Origin of the sequence: Paracoccus aestuariivivens (assembly GCF_009711225.1) — a bacterium.
Lineage (GTDB): Bacteria > Pseudomonadota > Alphaproteobacteria > Rhodobacterales > Rhodobacteraceae > Paracoccus > Paracoccus aestuariivivens.
Map to the genome: position 1 here is coordinate 1 of NZ_WMIE01000019.1, position 14,693 is coordinate 14,693.

Below are 14,693 nucleotides of genomic sequence, written 5' to 3' on the forward strand. Positions count from 1 at the left end.
CAGCTTCCGCTTTAAGGCCAGCTCAGCTGCATTGGCGACGAAAAAGAAGGAGACCACACACACATTGACCAAAGCATGACCCGAATTCCATAGTCAGCGATGGCTCACTTCTCGGTGAAAATCAACAAAGCAACATGATGCAACAAAGCGACCGATAGGCTCGGTCGCTTGTCTTTGCCTGCATCAGAAGCGATGGCGCAGCGTTGCCTGGATCTCGCGGCCGGGGTTGTAATAATAGGCCGACGCGCCGCCGACGACATGCTGTTCGTCAAGCAGGTTGCTCACGTTGATCGCAAGGTCGGTGCCATCCTGCACCTCATAGGTAAATGCGGCGTCAAGTAGGGTCGCTGCCGAGCTTTTGCCGTTATCGCCCGCGGCCTTGTACGTGCCTTCATCATTCGAGTCAGAGAAGTAATACGACCCGACGTAACGCGCGCCCAGTCCCAAGGTAATGTCTCCGCGTGCCCCTTCGCCTGCCAACGAATAGTTGACCCAGATCGAAGCAGTGTGGTTCGGGACCGAACCAAGCTCGTTTCCGGCAAGATCCGCACCGCTGCCGTAATCCTGACCGCGAAGGATCTCGGTATCCATATAGGAGTAGGCTGCGATCACGCTGAAGTTTTCATCGATCTCGGCCTTGGCCTCCAGATCGAGACCACGAACCCGGGCGTCGATATTGGTCAGCTCGAAGGTCGAGCTGCCTGCCGGCCAGTAGGTCCGCGTCTCGTTCTTCTTGTTCAGTTCGTAGATCGCGGCCGAGAATAGGGCATCCATTCCAGCAGGTGCGTATTTCACACCAAGTTCGTACTGGTCACCACGAGCGGGGTCGAAACCGAAGGTCGACGATGCATCCGAGGGCGGAGCGACGGATTCGACATAGCTGAGATAGGTCGAAATCTCGTCGGTCACCTTGTAGGTCAGCGCCGCGCGAACCGAAGTTTCCGAGAAATCATCCTGCTTGTCGAACGCGCCCTGCCAATCGTAGCCCTTGATCGCCACGTCCATCCAGTCATGGCGTAGGCCGATCGTGGCGATGAAGCGATCATCGAACGCCAGGTTTTGCTGCACGAACAACGACTGGGTCGAATAGTCGTTCTCGCTTTCTCCGGTGACGGACACGCTAGGCCGACCGGCATAAACCGGGTTGACTGTGTCGATTGCCGGAAGTGCACCGAAATAGGAGGTATCTTTAGTCGAAGCATCGCGGAATTCGATACCTGCAAGCGTGCTGCTGTCGACGCTGTCAAAGCTCGTATCGTATTTCAGGATAGCATTGCCGATAACTTCCTCGGCCGAACGGTCAGTAGCCATGGCCCCACGCTCAACCGTTGTGCCGACGCGCGGGCTGCGGTTTTCGATGTAGGCATAGCCGTAATTGTCGGTCAGATCACTGTAGCGCAGATTTGCCTGCAAGCTTAGCCCCGTACCGAAATCATGCGAGAGCATGGTCGTAACACTGGTACGCTCGACATCGTGGTAGTTGAAATCGGGTTCGCCGAAGAAATCGCTGCGGTCATACTCGCCGATGAAAGGATAGCCACCGCTGTTCGGCGTGCCATCGCGCTTCAGGTAGTCGACGACTAAGCTGAGCGTCGTCGCATCCGTCGGCTGCCAGGTGAGTCCGCCCATCAGGAAGGTCGAGTTGTCTTTCGAGTGGTCATACTCGAGGTCGCTGTCCTGCACCTTTGCCGTGAATCGGTAAGCCATCGTCTGGTCGGCGTTCAGAACGTCACCGTAATCGACCCCGACTTCGGCGTGATTGAACGAACCGTAGGAAAGATAGGCTTCGGCGATCCGCTCGAATTTCGGCGTTTTCGTCACGAAGTTGATGGTTCCGCCCGGATCTGCCGCGCCGAACAAGGTCGAGTTGCCACCGCGGATGACTTCGACACGCTCATAGGCGAAGGGCTCTTCGCGCACACCGCGCATCGAGCCAAGCGTCAGGCCGTCGCGATAGGTGGTCGCTTGGAAGCCGCGCACAAGGAAATAATCATTACGGTCATCCGTGCCATAGTAGTCGGTGACGATGCCGGCCGAGTATTGCAGCACTTCCTCGAGCGTTTCGGCGTCACGATCCTGGATTTCCTTGCCGGTAATGACCGAAACCGACGCGGGCGTATCAAGAATGCTGGTCGCGACCTTGCCACCGACCCACAGTTCGCGAGCGACAATGCTGTTTGCGTCATCGTCGACGCTGCCACGGGCCTGCAGCGTCACAGGGTTCAGACGGATGGCGGTTGTTTCCGCCGCATTTTCCGCGTCTTGTGCGTGCGCTCCGGTCGAAACAGCCACCAGTGCCGTGCAGCCAAGAAGAGCAGTCGTCAAACAACCGCGTGAAAAGCGCTGAAGAACGCAGCGATGGGAATGTGCCATCCGTGTCCCTTTCCTTAGTTATTTTATAATATTTGGGAATGGCGTTATCGCCCGCTGGAATTGGCATCAAGCGATACGACGCGTTAATCTGACAAATTGAATCGAACTTTGGCAGGTGTGGTGCGAATGCAACAGCGCCTGCCAGACTTTCTAGCAGTCGGGAACTACAGGCCCGACAACCGGTGCCGACCAATCGGCAAGACCAGCGGCTTGCCCGAAACCGGGTCCGGGATAACCCTGCTGCGCAATCCGAATACGGTTTCGACATTGGCTTCGGTCATCACATCCTCGGGGTTGCCATAGGCATGAAGGCGGCCATTCGCCATAGCGACAAGACAATCGGCATAACGCGCCGCAAGGTTCAGGTCGTGCAGCACCATCACGATGGTGATACCGCGCGAATGGTTCAGGTCGGTCAGAAGATCCAGAACCTCGATCTGATGGCTAACGTCAAGGAAGGTCGTCGGCTCGTCCAGCAGCAGCAGTTCGGTTTCTTGAGCAAGGGCCATGGCAATCCAGACCCGTTGGCGTTGTCCCCCTGACAATTCATCGACGGCCCGTTCCGACAGATCGGCGGTTTTGGTCACCTCCAGCGCCTGTGCCACGGCCTCGTCATCATGTCTCGTCCAGCGCGACATCAACCCGTGATGCGGATGCCGGCCGCGGCTGACGAGATCAGCAACCGTGATCCCCTCGGGGGCGATGGGTGATTGCGGCAGCAGGCCCAGTTTGCGGGCAAGTTCGCGTGTCGGACTGCGATGGACAGACTTTCCGTTCAGCAGAACGCGGCCCTGCGTAGCTGGAAGCAAGCGTGACATGGTGCGCAACAAGGTAGACTTGCCGCAGCCATTCGCGCCGACAATGGCGGTGATCTTGCCGGGCGGAACCTCGAGGTCCAATCCATTCAGGATGACGCTGTCGCCATATCCGGCGGACAGGTTCTCGGCCACAAGCGAATGCGATGGGGTCATAGCGAGCCTCCGGCGCGGTTAACGCGTATAATCAGATAAAGCAGATAAGGTGCGCCCAATGCGCCGGTGACAACACCCACAGGGTAGCGATGGGGCAGCACGAATTGCCCGATATAATCGCCACCCAACACAAGGACCGCGCCGACAAGGGCCGAAGGGATCAGAAGCGAGCCCTTGGGGCCCAGAATGCGCGCGGCAATCGGTCCGGACAGGAAAGCCACGAACATCACCGGACCGGTCGCTGCGGTCGCAACCGCAATCATTCCGACCGAGGCCAACATCACGACGATCCGCGTCGTCCCGACCCGCACGCCCAATGCGGCTGCGGTGTCGTCGCCCATGCGCAACGCCTCGAGATCGCGGGTCCGGCTCAGAAGCAACCCGCCAAAAACCGCAAGCGCCACAAGAACTGGCAGGGCCTGATCAAGCTTTACACCATTCACGCTGCCGGTGATCCAGCGCAATGCCTCTTGCAGGTCCCAAGACGGGGCACGCGACAGGACGAATGCAATGAAGCTGTCGATCATGGCGGCGACGCCGATGCCGACAAGGATCAGTCTGGTTCCGGCGACACCGTTGCGGAACGACAAGCCGTAAACGATCAGGGCAACGGCAAGGCCCGCAACGACCGAAATTCCTGCAACAGCGGCACCGTCCATCGACAAAACGACGACGCAGAAAACTGCCGCCGCACTGGCTCCTGAACTGACGCCGATAATATCGGGGCTGGCGAGCGGGTTGCGCAGCATGATCTGGAAAGCGACGCCGCCCATGCCGAAACACATCCCGACCAGCACCGCCATGACGGCCCGAGGCAGGCGCAGCTGGCCGACAGTGAAGCTGGCACCGGGGACGTCCTTGCCCGCCAGAACGCGCAGCACTTCGTCAGGTGGGGTAAAGGACTGCCCCAGCATCAGGGTCAGCGCGAAGCCAGCCAGAACCAGCAGCATTAGGGCCACGACCACACGGCGCCACTGGCGAACGCGGGCCAGCCGCCCTGCGGCTACGGTGTAGGCAAAGGAAATGGTGGTCATAATTCGCGAACCCGCTGGCGGCGGACAATCCAGATGAAAAAGGGCGCGCCGATAAAGGCCGTGACGATCCCGACGGCAAGTTCACTGGGGCGCGCGATGATGCGACCGACCACATCGGCGAGGATCAGCAGCCCCGCTCCGCTGAATGCGGCATAGGGCAACAACCAGCGGTGATCGACCCCGACCAGCAGACGGCACAGATGCGGAACCATCAACCCGACAAAGCCGATCGGCCCACAGGCCGCGGTGGCCGCGCCGCATAGCAGGATCGCTCCAAGAGCAGCCATTCCACGGGCCAGCGCGACATTCTCGCCCAGACCGGCCGCCAGATCGTCGCCAAGCGCCAACGAGTTCAGCTTGCGCGCCGAAAGCAGGCTGATCACGAAACCGGCAAGCAAGAACGGCAAAACCAGCCGGATTCCGTCAAAGGTCGCCCCGCCGACACCGCCGATCTGCCATGACCGGAACCCGCCCGCGATGTCGTTTCGCGGCAGGATCACCGCAATCGTAAAACAGGAAAACGCGACCGAGGTCGCAGCCCCCGCCAGTGCCAGTTTCAGCGGGGTCGCACCGCCGCGTCCTAGCGAGCCGATCGTATAAACAAAGACCGCCGTCACGCCCGCACCCAGGATCGCGGTCCAGACGAATGTATGCGCCATCGTCATGCCAAACCATGCGAGCCCGATGACCACGGCCAGCGCGGCTCCGGTGTTCACCCCAAGGATGCCCGGATCGGCTAACGGATTGCGCGTGACCCCTTGCATGATCGTGCCCGACAGCCCAAGCGCCGCGCCGACTAGCGCGGCAAAGATCGTGCGCGGAATGCGCACGGCGACTGCGGCCTGTGCAATGGTCTCGGTCTGGCCCGAAAGTGCGGCCCAGATATCGCTCCACGCGACCGAACGGGTGCCGACCGCGACCGACAGGAAGCATAATCCCAGAAGAGTGACGCCAAGCAAGGCCAGACCGCCTGTCCGGAAAAGCTGAACGCGGCCCGAGGTGGGCCGCGTTCCGACTGGATTTGTGGCCGTGCTCATTCGGATTTGCGCGCCGCCTCGGCCAGCATCCCCACATAATCGTCAAGCACCCAAGAAATCGCCAAGGGCGTCGGATTGGCAGCCGTTGCCGCAGGACTATTGCCCAGCATGACCACCGCATCTTTGGAGATCGCGGTCATCCGGGATGCCAGCGGGTCGGATTTCAGCGGTTCGAGCATTTCCGAGGAACCATAAGTCACGAAAATATCGACGTCGTTGAACTGATCGATCTGCTCGGCGCTGACCTCGCCAGAGTATTGCCCCGGCTTGGTGGCGTCCATCACGCTTTTCGGAGAGTTGAGCCCCAGATCCTTAAAGAACTTCACCCGGGTATCGTTGGCCGTGTAAAACCGGATCAGGCTCAGATCGGTCGGATCGAGATGGGTAATGAACATCGCCGATTTGTCTTTAAGCTCGGGATGTTTGCCAACGCTCTCGGCAATTTCCGCATCTATTTTGGCAATCAGCGCATCGCCTTCGGCTTTCATGCCCATGCCGACGCTGTTGAACTGGATCATCTCGCGCCAGTCCGTCGCCCAAGGCGATTCCGGATAGGCCACAACCGGTGCAATCATGCTGAGGGTTTCATAATCGTTCTGGCTGAGGCCGGAATAGGCCGCCAGAATGACATCTGGCTTCGAGGCCGCCACCGCCTCGAAGTCGATGCCGTCCCCTTCATCGAAAAGAACGGGGGGTTCGGCCCCCAACTCTTTCAACTTGGCGCTGACCCAAGGCAAAACGCCGTCGCCGTCATCATCGCCAAAACTCGCTGCGGCAAAACCGACCGGAACGACGCCAAGCGCCAGCGGAACCTCGTGATTGGCCCAAGCGACAGTCGCGACGCGTTCGGGCTTCTGCTCGATCGTGGTGGTTCCGAACGCGTGCTCGATCGTCAGAGGGAACTGTGTCTCGCCAGTCTGCGCATGACCGGACACCGGCAGCGCAAGGACCAAACCAAAAAGAAAGGCCGGAATACGACCGTTGAAAGAAAGTTGCATCACGCGGCGCCATTATTGACTATTTACGTCGACCTTTCACTTTCTGCGCACAGGGTCAAGTAAAGTACTGACAGAAACCGTTCATCGGACCGCCGATCCGCCTCCGGGAACCCGACGTTTGCCCTTAAATTCGTCTGCTTCGCTTTCGCCGCTACGCCATCCTGTCGCACCCTAATCAAACCGTGGCGAGCGATTTTTTCTGGCCAGACTGGGGCGCATTGGCAACAGCAACCCTCGCAGGTATGACCAAGCGCAATCCCCCGCACATCCGCAGGCGTCACGGCTAGACATCGTCAATGTCGCATATGGGGTAAGATGTTCGCTGGGCGGACTGGCAGGAAAGCCTCAGATCGGGCCTTGAGTTTTTCGAACCAGGCTAACCGCTTGCGGCAATCTGCCCGCAGGGGTCACGCGCGAGTGGCACGTCCAGATCGGTCGCATCGGCAAGCAGGATTCATGTCATCAGGCCAGCGAAATCGTTCGCACCCTCGGGATTCAGGTCATCTGCGAGCAAAACCTGCCCAATAATATAACCACCGACCCAGCATCGGCAATTTGCCGCCGACAGAATGGTTTGTTACGCTTTCCTGACAGGGAGGTCGCAAAGCCGAAGAATCGTGCAATGCGATCAGAACAATTCAGACAATGTGCCGGACTTGGCCCATCAGCGACTTTGTGTTGCTGAGGCATGATGTGGCCGTTTCTCGGCACCCGAAAGGCGAAGCGGGTGAAACGTTTAAGTCGGTTCTGGGGTTTATTGTTTGCCTATTGGCTGTCGGATCGCTGGCGCGAGGCGTGGCTGTTGACTGTCATCATCTTTGCGATGACCACGCTTCTCAGCAAAGCCAGCGTCTGGGTCGCGCTTGCCAGTGCCGATTTTCTTGCTTCCTTGGCGAATTTCCACTCTGGGGATAACGGCCCCGATCCGGCGCAAACGATCCTTCTTGCGGGCGCGGCCTATCTGGCCATTTTCCTTGCCAGAACGGCAGGGGTGGCGGTGCGGCATTTCACCTCGATGACGTTGCACCGTCGCGCAAGAGGGTGGCTCGTCGGCCAGTTCAACGACGCGATCCTTGCCGACGGGCGCATTGCACTTGACCTGATGAGCGACCGCTCGCAGAGCGGTGGAACCTCGCGAATGCCGGATGCGCTTGACCAGCGCGTGGATGAATGTTCGGTGAACCTCTACGGTGGGCTGATCGGTCTTGCGATGGGGCTGTGGGGCTCGATCGCGGCGGTCTGGTTTGTCTCGTCCGCGCTGCTGGAACGCAGCAAACCCGTTCCCTTTCTTGACATCTGGGGCACACAGGCAAACGGCGCGTTGGCGGACTGGTTCGGTCCAAGTGTCGCAGCCCATGTAAACCTCGTCCCGGGAGAGTATGGTTCGGCGCTTCTGTGCCTGTTGCTCGTGGCGGTCTATGTCCCCGCAATCACCTTCATCGCATGGAAACTAGGCCATGTGATCGAACGCCTCAGCATCCAGCGGCAACGCAGGAACGGGGCGTGGCGGGGCGAGTGGGGCGTCACGCTGAACCGCGTCGACCAGATGGCCGCGACCCGTGGCGAACAGGCCCAAAGCCGGATCAACAAACAGCTTTACACCGAACTGGACCGGACATGGGGCAAGCAGAACTGGCTTGAGGCGGCGATGCTGCTGTTCAACAGCCTGTACAGCTTTCTCTCGGCCCGCCTGCTGTCCTATCTGCCCGCGCTGCCGTCCTATATGGCGGGCAATCTCAGCTTCCGCAATTTCGTCGCCAGCAGCGAATTGACGGCCGAACTGATCGGAGAGCTGTCCTGGTTCATCAATGTCATGCCCGCAATCGCCACGCTCAAGGCCCATGCGACACGTCTGAACGAACTGGCCGCCGCGATTGACCGTGTGCAGGATCGCCAGAAATTCTACGGCGAAACCGGTATCAGCCGCTTCGAGCATATCCGCCACCAGTCCGGCCCTATTCTGGCCATGCGCGACCTGAAACTGCACCATCGCGGCCATGATACCCCTGCCTTCCTGACCCTGCCGGGACTTCAGCTTTATCCCGGCGACCGCGTCTTCCTGACGGGCCGGAACGGCTGCGGCAAAAGCAGTCTTCTCAAGGCGGTTGCGGGGATCTGGCCCTATGGTCAGGGTCGGGTCTCGATCCATCAGGGCGCGCGCCTGTTCTTTGCCGGTCAGGACCCCGACATTCCCGACCGCCTGGCGCTGAAAGCGCTGGTGACCTATCCCGACGCCCCCGAGCAGCATTCGGACATCGCCGTCGCAGCAACCCTGTCGCGTGTCGGGCTAGGAGAATTCATCCACTGCCTTGATGACGCCCTGCATCTGGGCAGGAACTGGCGGAATGTATTTTCCGGCGGTCAGAAACAGCGTCTGGTTCTGGCCCGCATCCTGCTGTCCAAACCGGATCTGCTGTTGCTTGATGAGGCCACATCCGCACTCGACGTCGAAGGGGTTGTGGATTTCCATCTGACGCTATGCCGAGCGCTTCCAGATACAGCGGTTCTTGCGGTCCTGCATGGGGAAACGGCGCCCTATGCTCCGGACGGCGCGCCTTTCTATACGGCGGAACTGGAAATCAAAGACGGTATCGGCACGCTTCGCCCGACCCTGATCGGCGTCTACGAAGCCGCCCGTCACGCAGCAGAATAAAAAGGCAACGGAGAGGACATGAAGATCCACGACCAAGTCGAATGCCTGATCTCGCAGATGTCTCTGGACGAAAAGATCGGACAGCTGAACCTGTTGCCCGCAGGCGAAGGTCTTGTCACCGGGGCACACCAGCCGACCTCGCTTTCGAAACGTCTGGACGCAGGGCAGGTCGGCGCAATTTTCGGCACCAAATCCCTTGCCTCGGCGCGTGCCATGCAGGAACGCGCATTGGCCGGATCGCGGCTGGGGATTCCGCTGTTCTTCGCCGAGGATGTGATCCACGGGCACCGGACGGTTTTCCCGCTGAACATCGCGATGGCCTGCAGCTGGGATATGCAGCTGATCGAGAAAACCTCCGCATATGCCGCCGCCGAGGCCGCCGCCGAAGGGTTGCATCAGGTTTACGGCCCCATGCTTGATATCAGCCGCGATCCCCGCTGGGGCCGTGTGGCCGAGGGCCCCGGGGAAGATGCCCTGCTGGCTTCGCGTATCGCGGTTGCCGCAACGCGCGGCTTGCAAGGCTTTGGCTTGGGCTCTGAAGGTCGGGTGGCCGCTTGCCTGAAGCATTTCGTGGCTTACGGCGCACCACAATCCGGTCGCGATTATGACAATGTCAGCCTCGCATGGGAGGATCTGATCGAGACCTACCTGCCGCCCTTCCTCGCAGGGATAGATGCGGGGGCGGCCAGCATCATGGTAGCCTTCAACGCGGTGAACAAACTGCCGATGCACGCGAATGGCCCACTGATCGAAGGCTGGTTGCGGGGGCGGCATGGTTTCAACGGCCTCGTTGTTTCGGATTACACCGGCGTGAAGGAACTGGCGGCGCATGGGCTGGGCCAACCCGCCGTGTCCGTTGCGCGCGCGCTACATGCGGGCGTCGATATGGATATGGTCGGTGAAGACTACCTGCGCGAATTGCCATCCCTTTTGCGCGACGGGTTGCACGCTTCGGACGCCGGTTTTTCGCTTTCCGCAGACCAGATCGCAGATCTTGTGACGCGCGCCTGTCGGCGTGTCCTGACCTTCAAATCTCGATTAGGCCTTCTCGACGATCCCTTTCGCGGGCTGGGCGGCAAACCGAAAGCGCCCTCGCGCGCCAAAGGGCGCAAACTTGCGCGGCAAGCGGCAACCCGTTCAGCAGTTTTGCTGAAGAATAGCGGACTGCTGCCTTTAGCGTCCGATACCAAGGTCGCCCTGATCGGCCCCTTCGCGGCGGATCGGGCGAATATGCTGGGAACATGGGCCGTATCGGGACGTGCCGAGGACGTCATCCCCCTGAACGAAGCCATCGCAACCTTGACCGGAAACGTCCCAGAAACAGCTTGGGGCGCCAATATCGTTGACGAGCCTTGGCTGGAGCAACGCCTGAATGTCCATGGCGTGACCGTGACCCGCGATCCGCGCAGCGAGGCGGAACTTCTGGCCGAGGCGGTGGCACTGGCAGCCACATCGGATGTGATCATCGCGGCTGTTGGCGAGGCCAAGGAGCATGCGGGCGAGTCCTCGTCGCGCCTGTCGCCCGATCTGCCAGCCTCGCAACGCCGCCTGATTGCGGCGCTGGCAAGCACAGGCAAGCCCTTGCTGGTGGTGGTCTTTGCCGGACGCCCGCTTGCCATTGGCGGGATTGCCGCGCAGGCCGACGCCCTGCTTTACGCGTGGCACGGCGGTGTCGCTGGCCCCGAAGGCGTCGCGGATCTGATCTTCGGCGCAACCGAGCCGACGGCTCGCCTTGCCGTGTCGCTGCCACGCCATACGGCCGAGGTGCCCCTGACCTATGCCTGCGACCCGACCGGACGTCCGGCAAGAGACCACTTCACCAAATTCCTGACCGGCTGGCTGGACCTGCCCGACGATGCGCCTTCATTCCCGTTCGGCTTCGGTCTTGGCTTTAGCCGGATCGACTATGCCCCGCCCCGCCTGTCGCGCAAGACGGCGACGGCGGATCAAGCCGTCACTCTGCGGATCGGCGTCAAGAATACCGGCCCTCGCCCGACAGTAGAAACCGTGCAGCTTTACGCCAGCGATCCGGTCGCCCGCGTCACGCGACCAAGGCGAAAGCTGATCGACTTCAAACAGGTTCCACTTAATCCCGGCCAACGTCGTCTGGTCACATTCCAGATCACTGCCGATCAGTTCAGCTACCCGCTCGCCCCTTCGCTTGAAAGCGCTGAATGGGTTCGCGATCCGGGAGGGATCCAACTGCATGTCGGCCCGAACAGCCGCGATACCCAGATGGTGGAACTGACATGGCTAACGTAATCAGGGGCCTGGACGATGCGGCACTGCGCGACCGCGTGGCACAGGCCACCGCGCTGTATTTCCTTGATTGGAGCCACCCCGTCAGCGGCATGGCCCGTGAGCGCAGCGCAGGCGATTTCGGCTATGACGTCGCCGAGACCGTCTGCACCGGAGGAACCGGCTTCGGCCTCCTTGCCCAGATCGTTGCGGTCGAGCGCGGATGGCGACCACGCCGCGAGGTTCTGGACCGCCTTGAGCGGATACTGGGTTTTCTGGAGACCGCCGACCGGTTTCACGGGGTCTATCCGCATTTCCTGAACGGCACGACCGGACGCGTCCTACCCTTCATGGTTGGCGACGACGGCGGCGATCTGGTCGAGACGGCCTTTCTGATGCTCGGCCTTCTGGGGGCGGCGGCCTATTTCCGCGAAGAACCGTCCTTGGGTACCCGCATTCAGACGCTGTTTGACGCGGTGGAATGGACCGCCCATCTGCGCGAGGATGGCGCGGTCATGTGGCATCGCCACCCTGATCGGGCATGGACGCCGAAATCGCTGCCGATTCGTGGCTGGAACGAGGCATTTCCGGTTTTCGTCCTTGGCACCGGCTCGCTTTCCCATCCGCTGCCCACATCCTCCTATCATCAAAGCTGGGCCATGGCACCGGCCTTCAGGAACGGGCAAACCTATGGCGGGATGGTCCTGCCCTTGGGACTGGATTGGGGCGGGCCACTGTTTCTGTCGCAGTATCCGTTTCTCGGCATCGACCCGCGCGGCCTGCGCGATGCCTATGCCGATTACGGCGAGCAGGCCCGCATCCATGCTTTGATCAACCGCTACCACTGTCTGCAAAATCCGCATGGCTGGAAAGGTTACGGCGCGACCCTTTGGGGTCTGACGGCTAGCGACGACCCGACCGGATATGTCGCGCATTCCCCGACCGAGGATACTGGCGTCATCACCCCCACCGCCGCGCTTGGCTCGTTTCCTTTCGCCCCACACGAGGCAATGCCGGTCCTGCGCCACCTGCATGACGATCTGGGTGCGCAAATCTGGGGCGAAGCCGGATTCGTCGATGCCTTCAGCCCAAGTCATGACTGGACAGCCGAAAGCCGCCTTGCCGTCGATCAGGCCCCCATCGTCATCGGGCTAGAAAATTACCGCTCGGGTTTGATCTGGCGGCTTGTCTCGGCTCGGCCCGAGATACGCCGCGGCCTTGGGGCGCTTGGTTTTACCGCGCCCTATCTCACGACTGGAACAGCGCCCGAACCGCCTTGTCCCGAGCCGCAGCAGCCTCTAGAAATGCCGCCGCCGACCATGTCAGATCAAGCGATGAGACCCCTGCCCCTGTAACGCGGTCGAACTGTTCGGGCAAAGCACCGGCGGGTTCGGGCGCAACTTGCTGGATCAGCGCCAGCCACGCTTCGGCCTTTTCAAAGGCAGCGCGATCATTGGTCTGGGCGGCGATCCGGTAATGCAACTCGGCAAAACCCAGCGTCGTCGGATACCATGGATTGCCGTTGAAGTATTTGTCTTCGGGCCAACGCCCGATTGCAGGAACCTCGCGCCCTTGATTGATCGGGTAAAGCCGCGCGAATACGCGTTCCAGCGCCGCTGCCGTCGCGCGGGTTCGTGGATCTGACACGGCGAAGGGGCCATCGGTACGGCGGGCGTGTAGAATGGCAAGGCAGGTCGCGCTGTCCAGCCTGCCCTCGGTCGCCTCAACGCTTTCCCGCCAACCACCGCTCGGCCTGTCCAGCGCCTGCTTTATCAGGCCTTCCAGACGGCCCGCCGCCTGCCGCATCGCCGGATCGGGGCGGCCGAACCAGACGCTACCCCGATCCAGCGCATCCCATTGGACGATCAGCGTAAATGTCGTGCGCCGCTTTGGGGCCTCCTCCCACGGACCGATGCTTAAACGACCAGCCGTCTGCATAACCCGCGCGAGGTCACGGGCGATCAGACCCCGTGCATCCGGAAAATCGGCATCGGGCAGATCGTCCAGAACGGACATGAGCGCCGTCGCCCTCAATGCGGGGCCGTCATCCTGTGGCCTGTTCCATTGCTCAGGATCCGGTAAGCCATCCACCGCGAAACGCGGCTCTTCCATCCACGCATCGCCCTGCAAGGCCGCCAGCTCGGCATCAGGGCGCAGGTATTCCAAATGGCTTGGCATAGTCGAGCCCCGCAACGGATTGGTCGCGGGGCCGAAGCGTTTCGGGTCAGAGATGAACAGCGAGAAACCGATGAAATCTGCGATGAAGCGCAGCCAGAACGGGCGGGAGTCGGGATCAGCCGCGATAGCGCACGGCACTGCGCGCAGCACAATGGCGGAATCGCGGACCCAGTGATGGAAATAATCCGGCTCGGGGTCCCAGTGCGTAATACGGGGCGAAGCAAGGACAGAGCCGGCAGCGGGCCGGACAGTCCAGCCGAAACCGGCGCGATGGCGGGTCAAATGCGTCGCTGAACAGGCATTCCGCATCGCGCGCGCCGAGGCAAAGCGCTGCGCCGCAATCCAAAGCGGATCGGGGAAGTTCACTAGGCCTCCAGCATCGACAAGGCGAGTGACAGCACGCGGGCGCAGGCCTCGCCCGCAGGGCAATGGTGTTCGTCGGGAAGTGCCGCGAAGAACCTCGCATTCGGTGCCGCGTCGAAATAGCTGTGCGCATCTTTGAGCGGGATCAGCCCGTCCGCCCCTCCGGTCACGACGGCCAGCGGCGCTGTCATCCGGTGCAGGGCGGGCGCGGCATCCGCAACCTGCATCTCGGCGAAATAGGCAGGGGCCTCGCGGCGGACCTCGTCTATCGCGCCCTGCCCCATTGCCTCGCGCGCCAACAGAAGCGCCCGCCCCGACAGAACCGGAGACATGGCCAGAACATGATGAGCATCGGCCCCGGCCCCCAGTTGCGCGACCGCGTACCCCCCCAGACTATGGCCCGCAAGCGCACGCGAGCCATGCGGCCATTCGCGTGCGATCCAGTCCCAAGCGGCACGGGCCGCATCGATATGACCGGAAAAGGTCACGCGATCCGCAGGGCCGGACTCAGGCAAGGCAGCGGAATAAGGCAGTTCGGGGGCCACGACCCGCCAGCCCCGCGCCAGATATGCCTCGGCAATCTCGGCAATCTGGGCCTGATCAGGGGCGCCGTTCCTGCCATGAACCAACAGAACGGTTCCGACCGGATCGCCTGAACGCGCGGCGATGACCAATGGCAAAGCACCGAAGCGCGTCGATATTTCGATACGCTGGGCAGTAGCGGTCCAGTTGGGATGAGAATTGCTCATCTTACGGATTCTATATCGGCCCGTGTCCTGCGCCAAGACCCGCCCGCACGGGCAGGATAAACCACGTTTCTTGTCCGAATCCCCACGTTTCGCTAAAGT

At 61.2% G+C, this 14,693-nt stretch carries 10 protein-coding genes; 3 read left to right on the forward strand and 7 right to left on the reverse strand.

The window, feature by feature from the left end; translation table 11 throughout:
- Nucleotides 1-183: 183 nt before the first annotated feature.
- The 5 genes from GL286_RS18395 to GL286_RS18415 form a co-directional block, all read right to left on the reverse strand.
- On the reverse strand, nt 184-2,373 hold the full coding sequence (locus GL286_RS18395; protein ID WP_155097039.1) for a TonB-dependent siderophore receptor: 2,190 nt from the start codon (nt 2,371-2,373) through the stop codon (nt 184-186).
- Nucleotides 2,374-2,537: 164 nt separating this feature from the next.
- The gene (locus tag GL286_RS18400) at nt 2,538-3,344 is read right to left on the reverse strand and encodes an ABC transporter ATP-binding protein (RefSeq protein WP_155097040.1); all 807 of its coding nucleotides are present in this window, start codon (nt 3,342-3,344) and stop codon (nt 2,538-2,540) included.
- Nucleotides 3,341-4,378 (reverse strand): FecCD family ABC transporter permease, encoded by a 1,038-nt coding sequence (locus GL286_RS18405; RefSeq protein ID WP_155097041.1) that lies wholly within the window; start codon nt 4,376-4,378, stop codon nt 3,341-3,343. The genes GL286_RS18400 and GL286_RS18405 overlap by 4 nt, the downstream gene beginning before the upstream one ends.
- The gene (locus tag GL286_RS18410) at nt 4,375-5,415 is read right to left on the reverse strand and encodes a FecCD family ABC transporter permease (RefSeq protein WP_155097042.1); all 1,041 of its coding nucleotides are present in this window, start codon (nt 5,413-5,415) and stop codon (nt 4,375-4,377) included. Before GL286_RS18410 ends, GL286_RS18405 begins: the two co-directional genes overlap by 4 nt.
- Complete coding sequence (locus tag GL286_RS18415; RefSeq protein WP_155097043.1) at nt 5,412-6,413, reverse strand: iron-siderophore ABC transporter substrate-binding protein; 1,002 nt, start codon at nt 6,411-6,413, stop codon at nt 5,412-5,414. The genes GL286_RS18410 and GL286_RS18415 overlap by 4 nt, the downstream gene beginning before the upstream one ends.
- 727 nt (nt 6,414-7,140) lie before the next feature.
- Here GL286_RS18415 and GL286_RS22885 point away from each other — a divergent pair.
- From GL286_RS22885 to GL286_RS18430, 3 genes are read left to right on the forward strand one after another with little or no spacing between them, the layout of a single operon-like run.
- The gene (locus GL286_RS22885) at nt 7,141-9,066 is read left to right on the forward strand and encodes an ATP-binding cassette domain-containing protein (protein ID WP_170295292.1); all 1,926 of its coding nucleotides are present in this window, start codon (nt 7,141-7,143) and stop codon (nt 9,064-9,066) included.
- 18 nt (nt 9,067-9,084) lie between these two features.
- Nucleotides 9,085-11,328, forward strand: a complete 2,244-nt coding sequence (locus GL286_RS18425; protein WP_155097045.1) for a glycoside hydrolase family 3 N-terminal domain-containing protein — start codon at nt 9,085-9,087, stop codon at nt 11,326-11,328.
- Nucleotides 11,316-12,659, forward strand: a complete 1,344-nt coding sequence (locus GL286_RS18430) for a glucoamylase family protein (protein WP_155097046.1) — start codon at nt 11,316-11,318, stop codon at nt 12,657-12,659. Before GL286_RS18425 ends, GL286_RS18430 begins: the two co-directional genes overlap by 13 nt.
- On the opposite strand, the gene GL286_RS18435 is transcribed toward GL286_RS18430, so the two are convergent.
- Both GL286_RS18435 and GL286_RS18440 read right to left on the reverse strand, forming a co-directional pair.
- Entirely contained in the window at nt 12,553-13,848 is a 1,296-nt protein-coding gene (locus GL286_RS18435; RefSeq protein WP_155097047.1) for a glycoside hydrolase family 15 protein, read from the reverse strand. The genes GL286_RS18430 and GL286_RS18435 overlap by 107 nt on opposite strands.
- The gene (locus tag GL286_RS18440; protein ID WP_155097048.1) at nt 13,848-14,594 is read right to left on the reverse strand and encodes an alpha/beta hydrolase; all 747 of its coding nucleotides are present in this window, start codon (nt 14,592-14,594) and stop codon (nt 13,848-13,850) included. The genes GL286_RS18435 and GL286_RS18440 overlap by 1 nt, the downstream gene beginning before the upstream one ends.
- Between the last annotated feature and the right edge of the window lie 99 nt (nt 14,595-14,693).

Bases quoted from the DNA above. Each gene is read 5' to 3' on its own strand.
- GL286_RS18400 (WP_155097040.1), bottom strand. From the start codon at position 3,344: ATGACCCCATCGCATTCGCTTGTGGCCGAGAACCTGTCCGCCGGATAT.
- GL286_RS18425 (WP_155097045.1), top strand. From the start codon at position 9,085: ATGAAGATCCACGACCAAGTCGAATGCCTGATCTCGCAGATGTCTCTG.
- GL286_RS18405 (WP_155097041.1), bottom strand. From the start codon at position 4,378: ATGACCACCATTTCCTTTGCCTACACCGTAGCCGCAGGGCGGCTGGCC.
- GL286_RS18410 (WP_155097042.1), bottom strand. From the start codon at position 5,415: ATGAGCACGGCCACAAATCCAGTCGGAACGCGGCCCACCTCGGGCCGC.
- GL286_RS18395 (WP_155097039.1), bottom strand. From the start codon at position 2,373: ATGGCACATTCCCATCGCTGCGTTCTTCAGCGCTTTTCACGCGGTTGT.
- GL286_RS18440 (WP_155097048.1), bottom strand. From the start codon at position 14,594: ATGAGCAATTCTCATCCCAACTGGACCGCTACTGCCCAGCGTATCGAA.
- GL286_RS18430 (WP_155097046.1), top strand. From the start codon at position 11,316: ATGGCTAACGTAATCAGGGGCCTGGACGATGCGGCACTGCGCGACCGC.
- GL286_RS18415 (WP_155097043.1), bottom strand. From the start codon at position 6,413: ATGCAACTTTCTTTCAACGGTCGTATTCCGGCCTTTCTTTTTGGTTTG.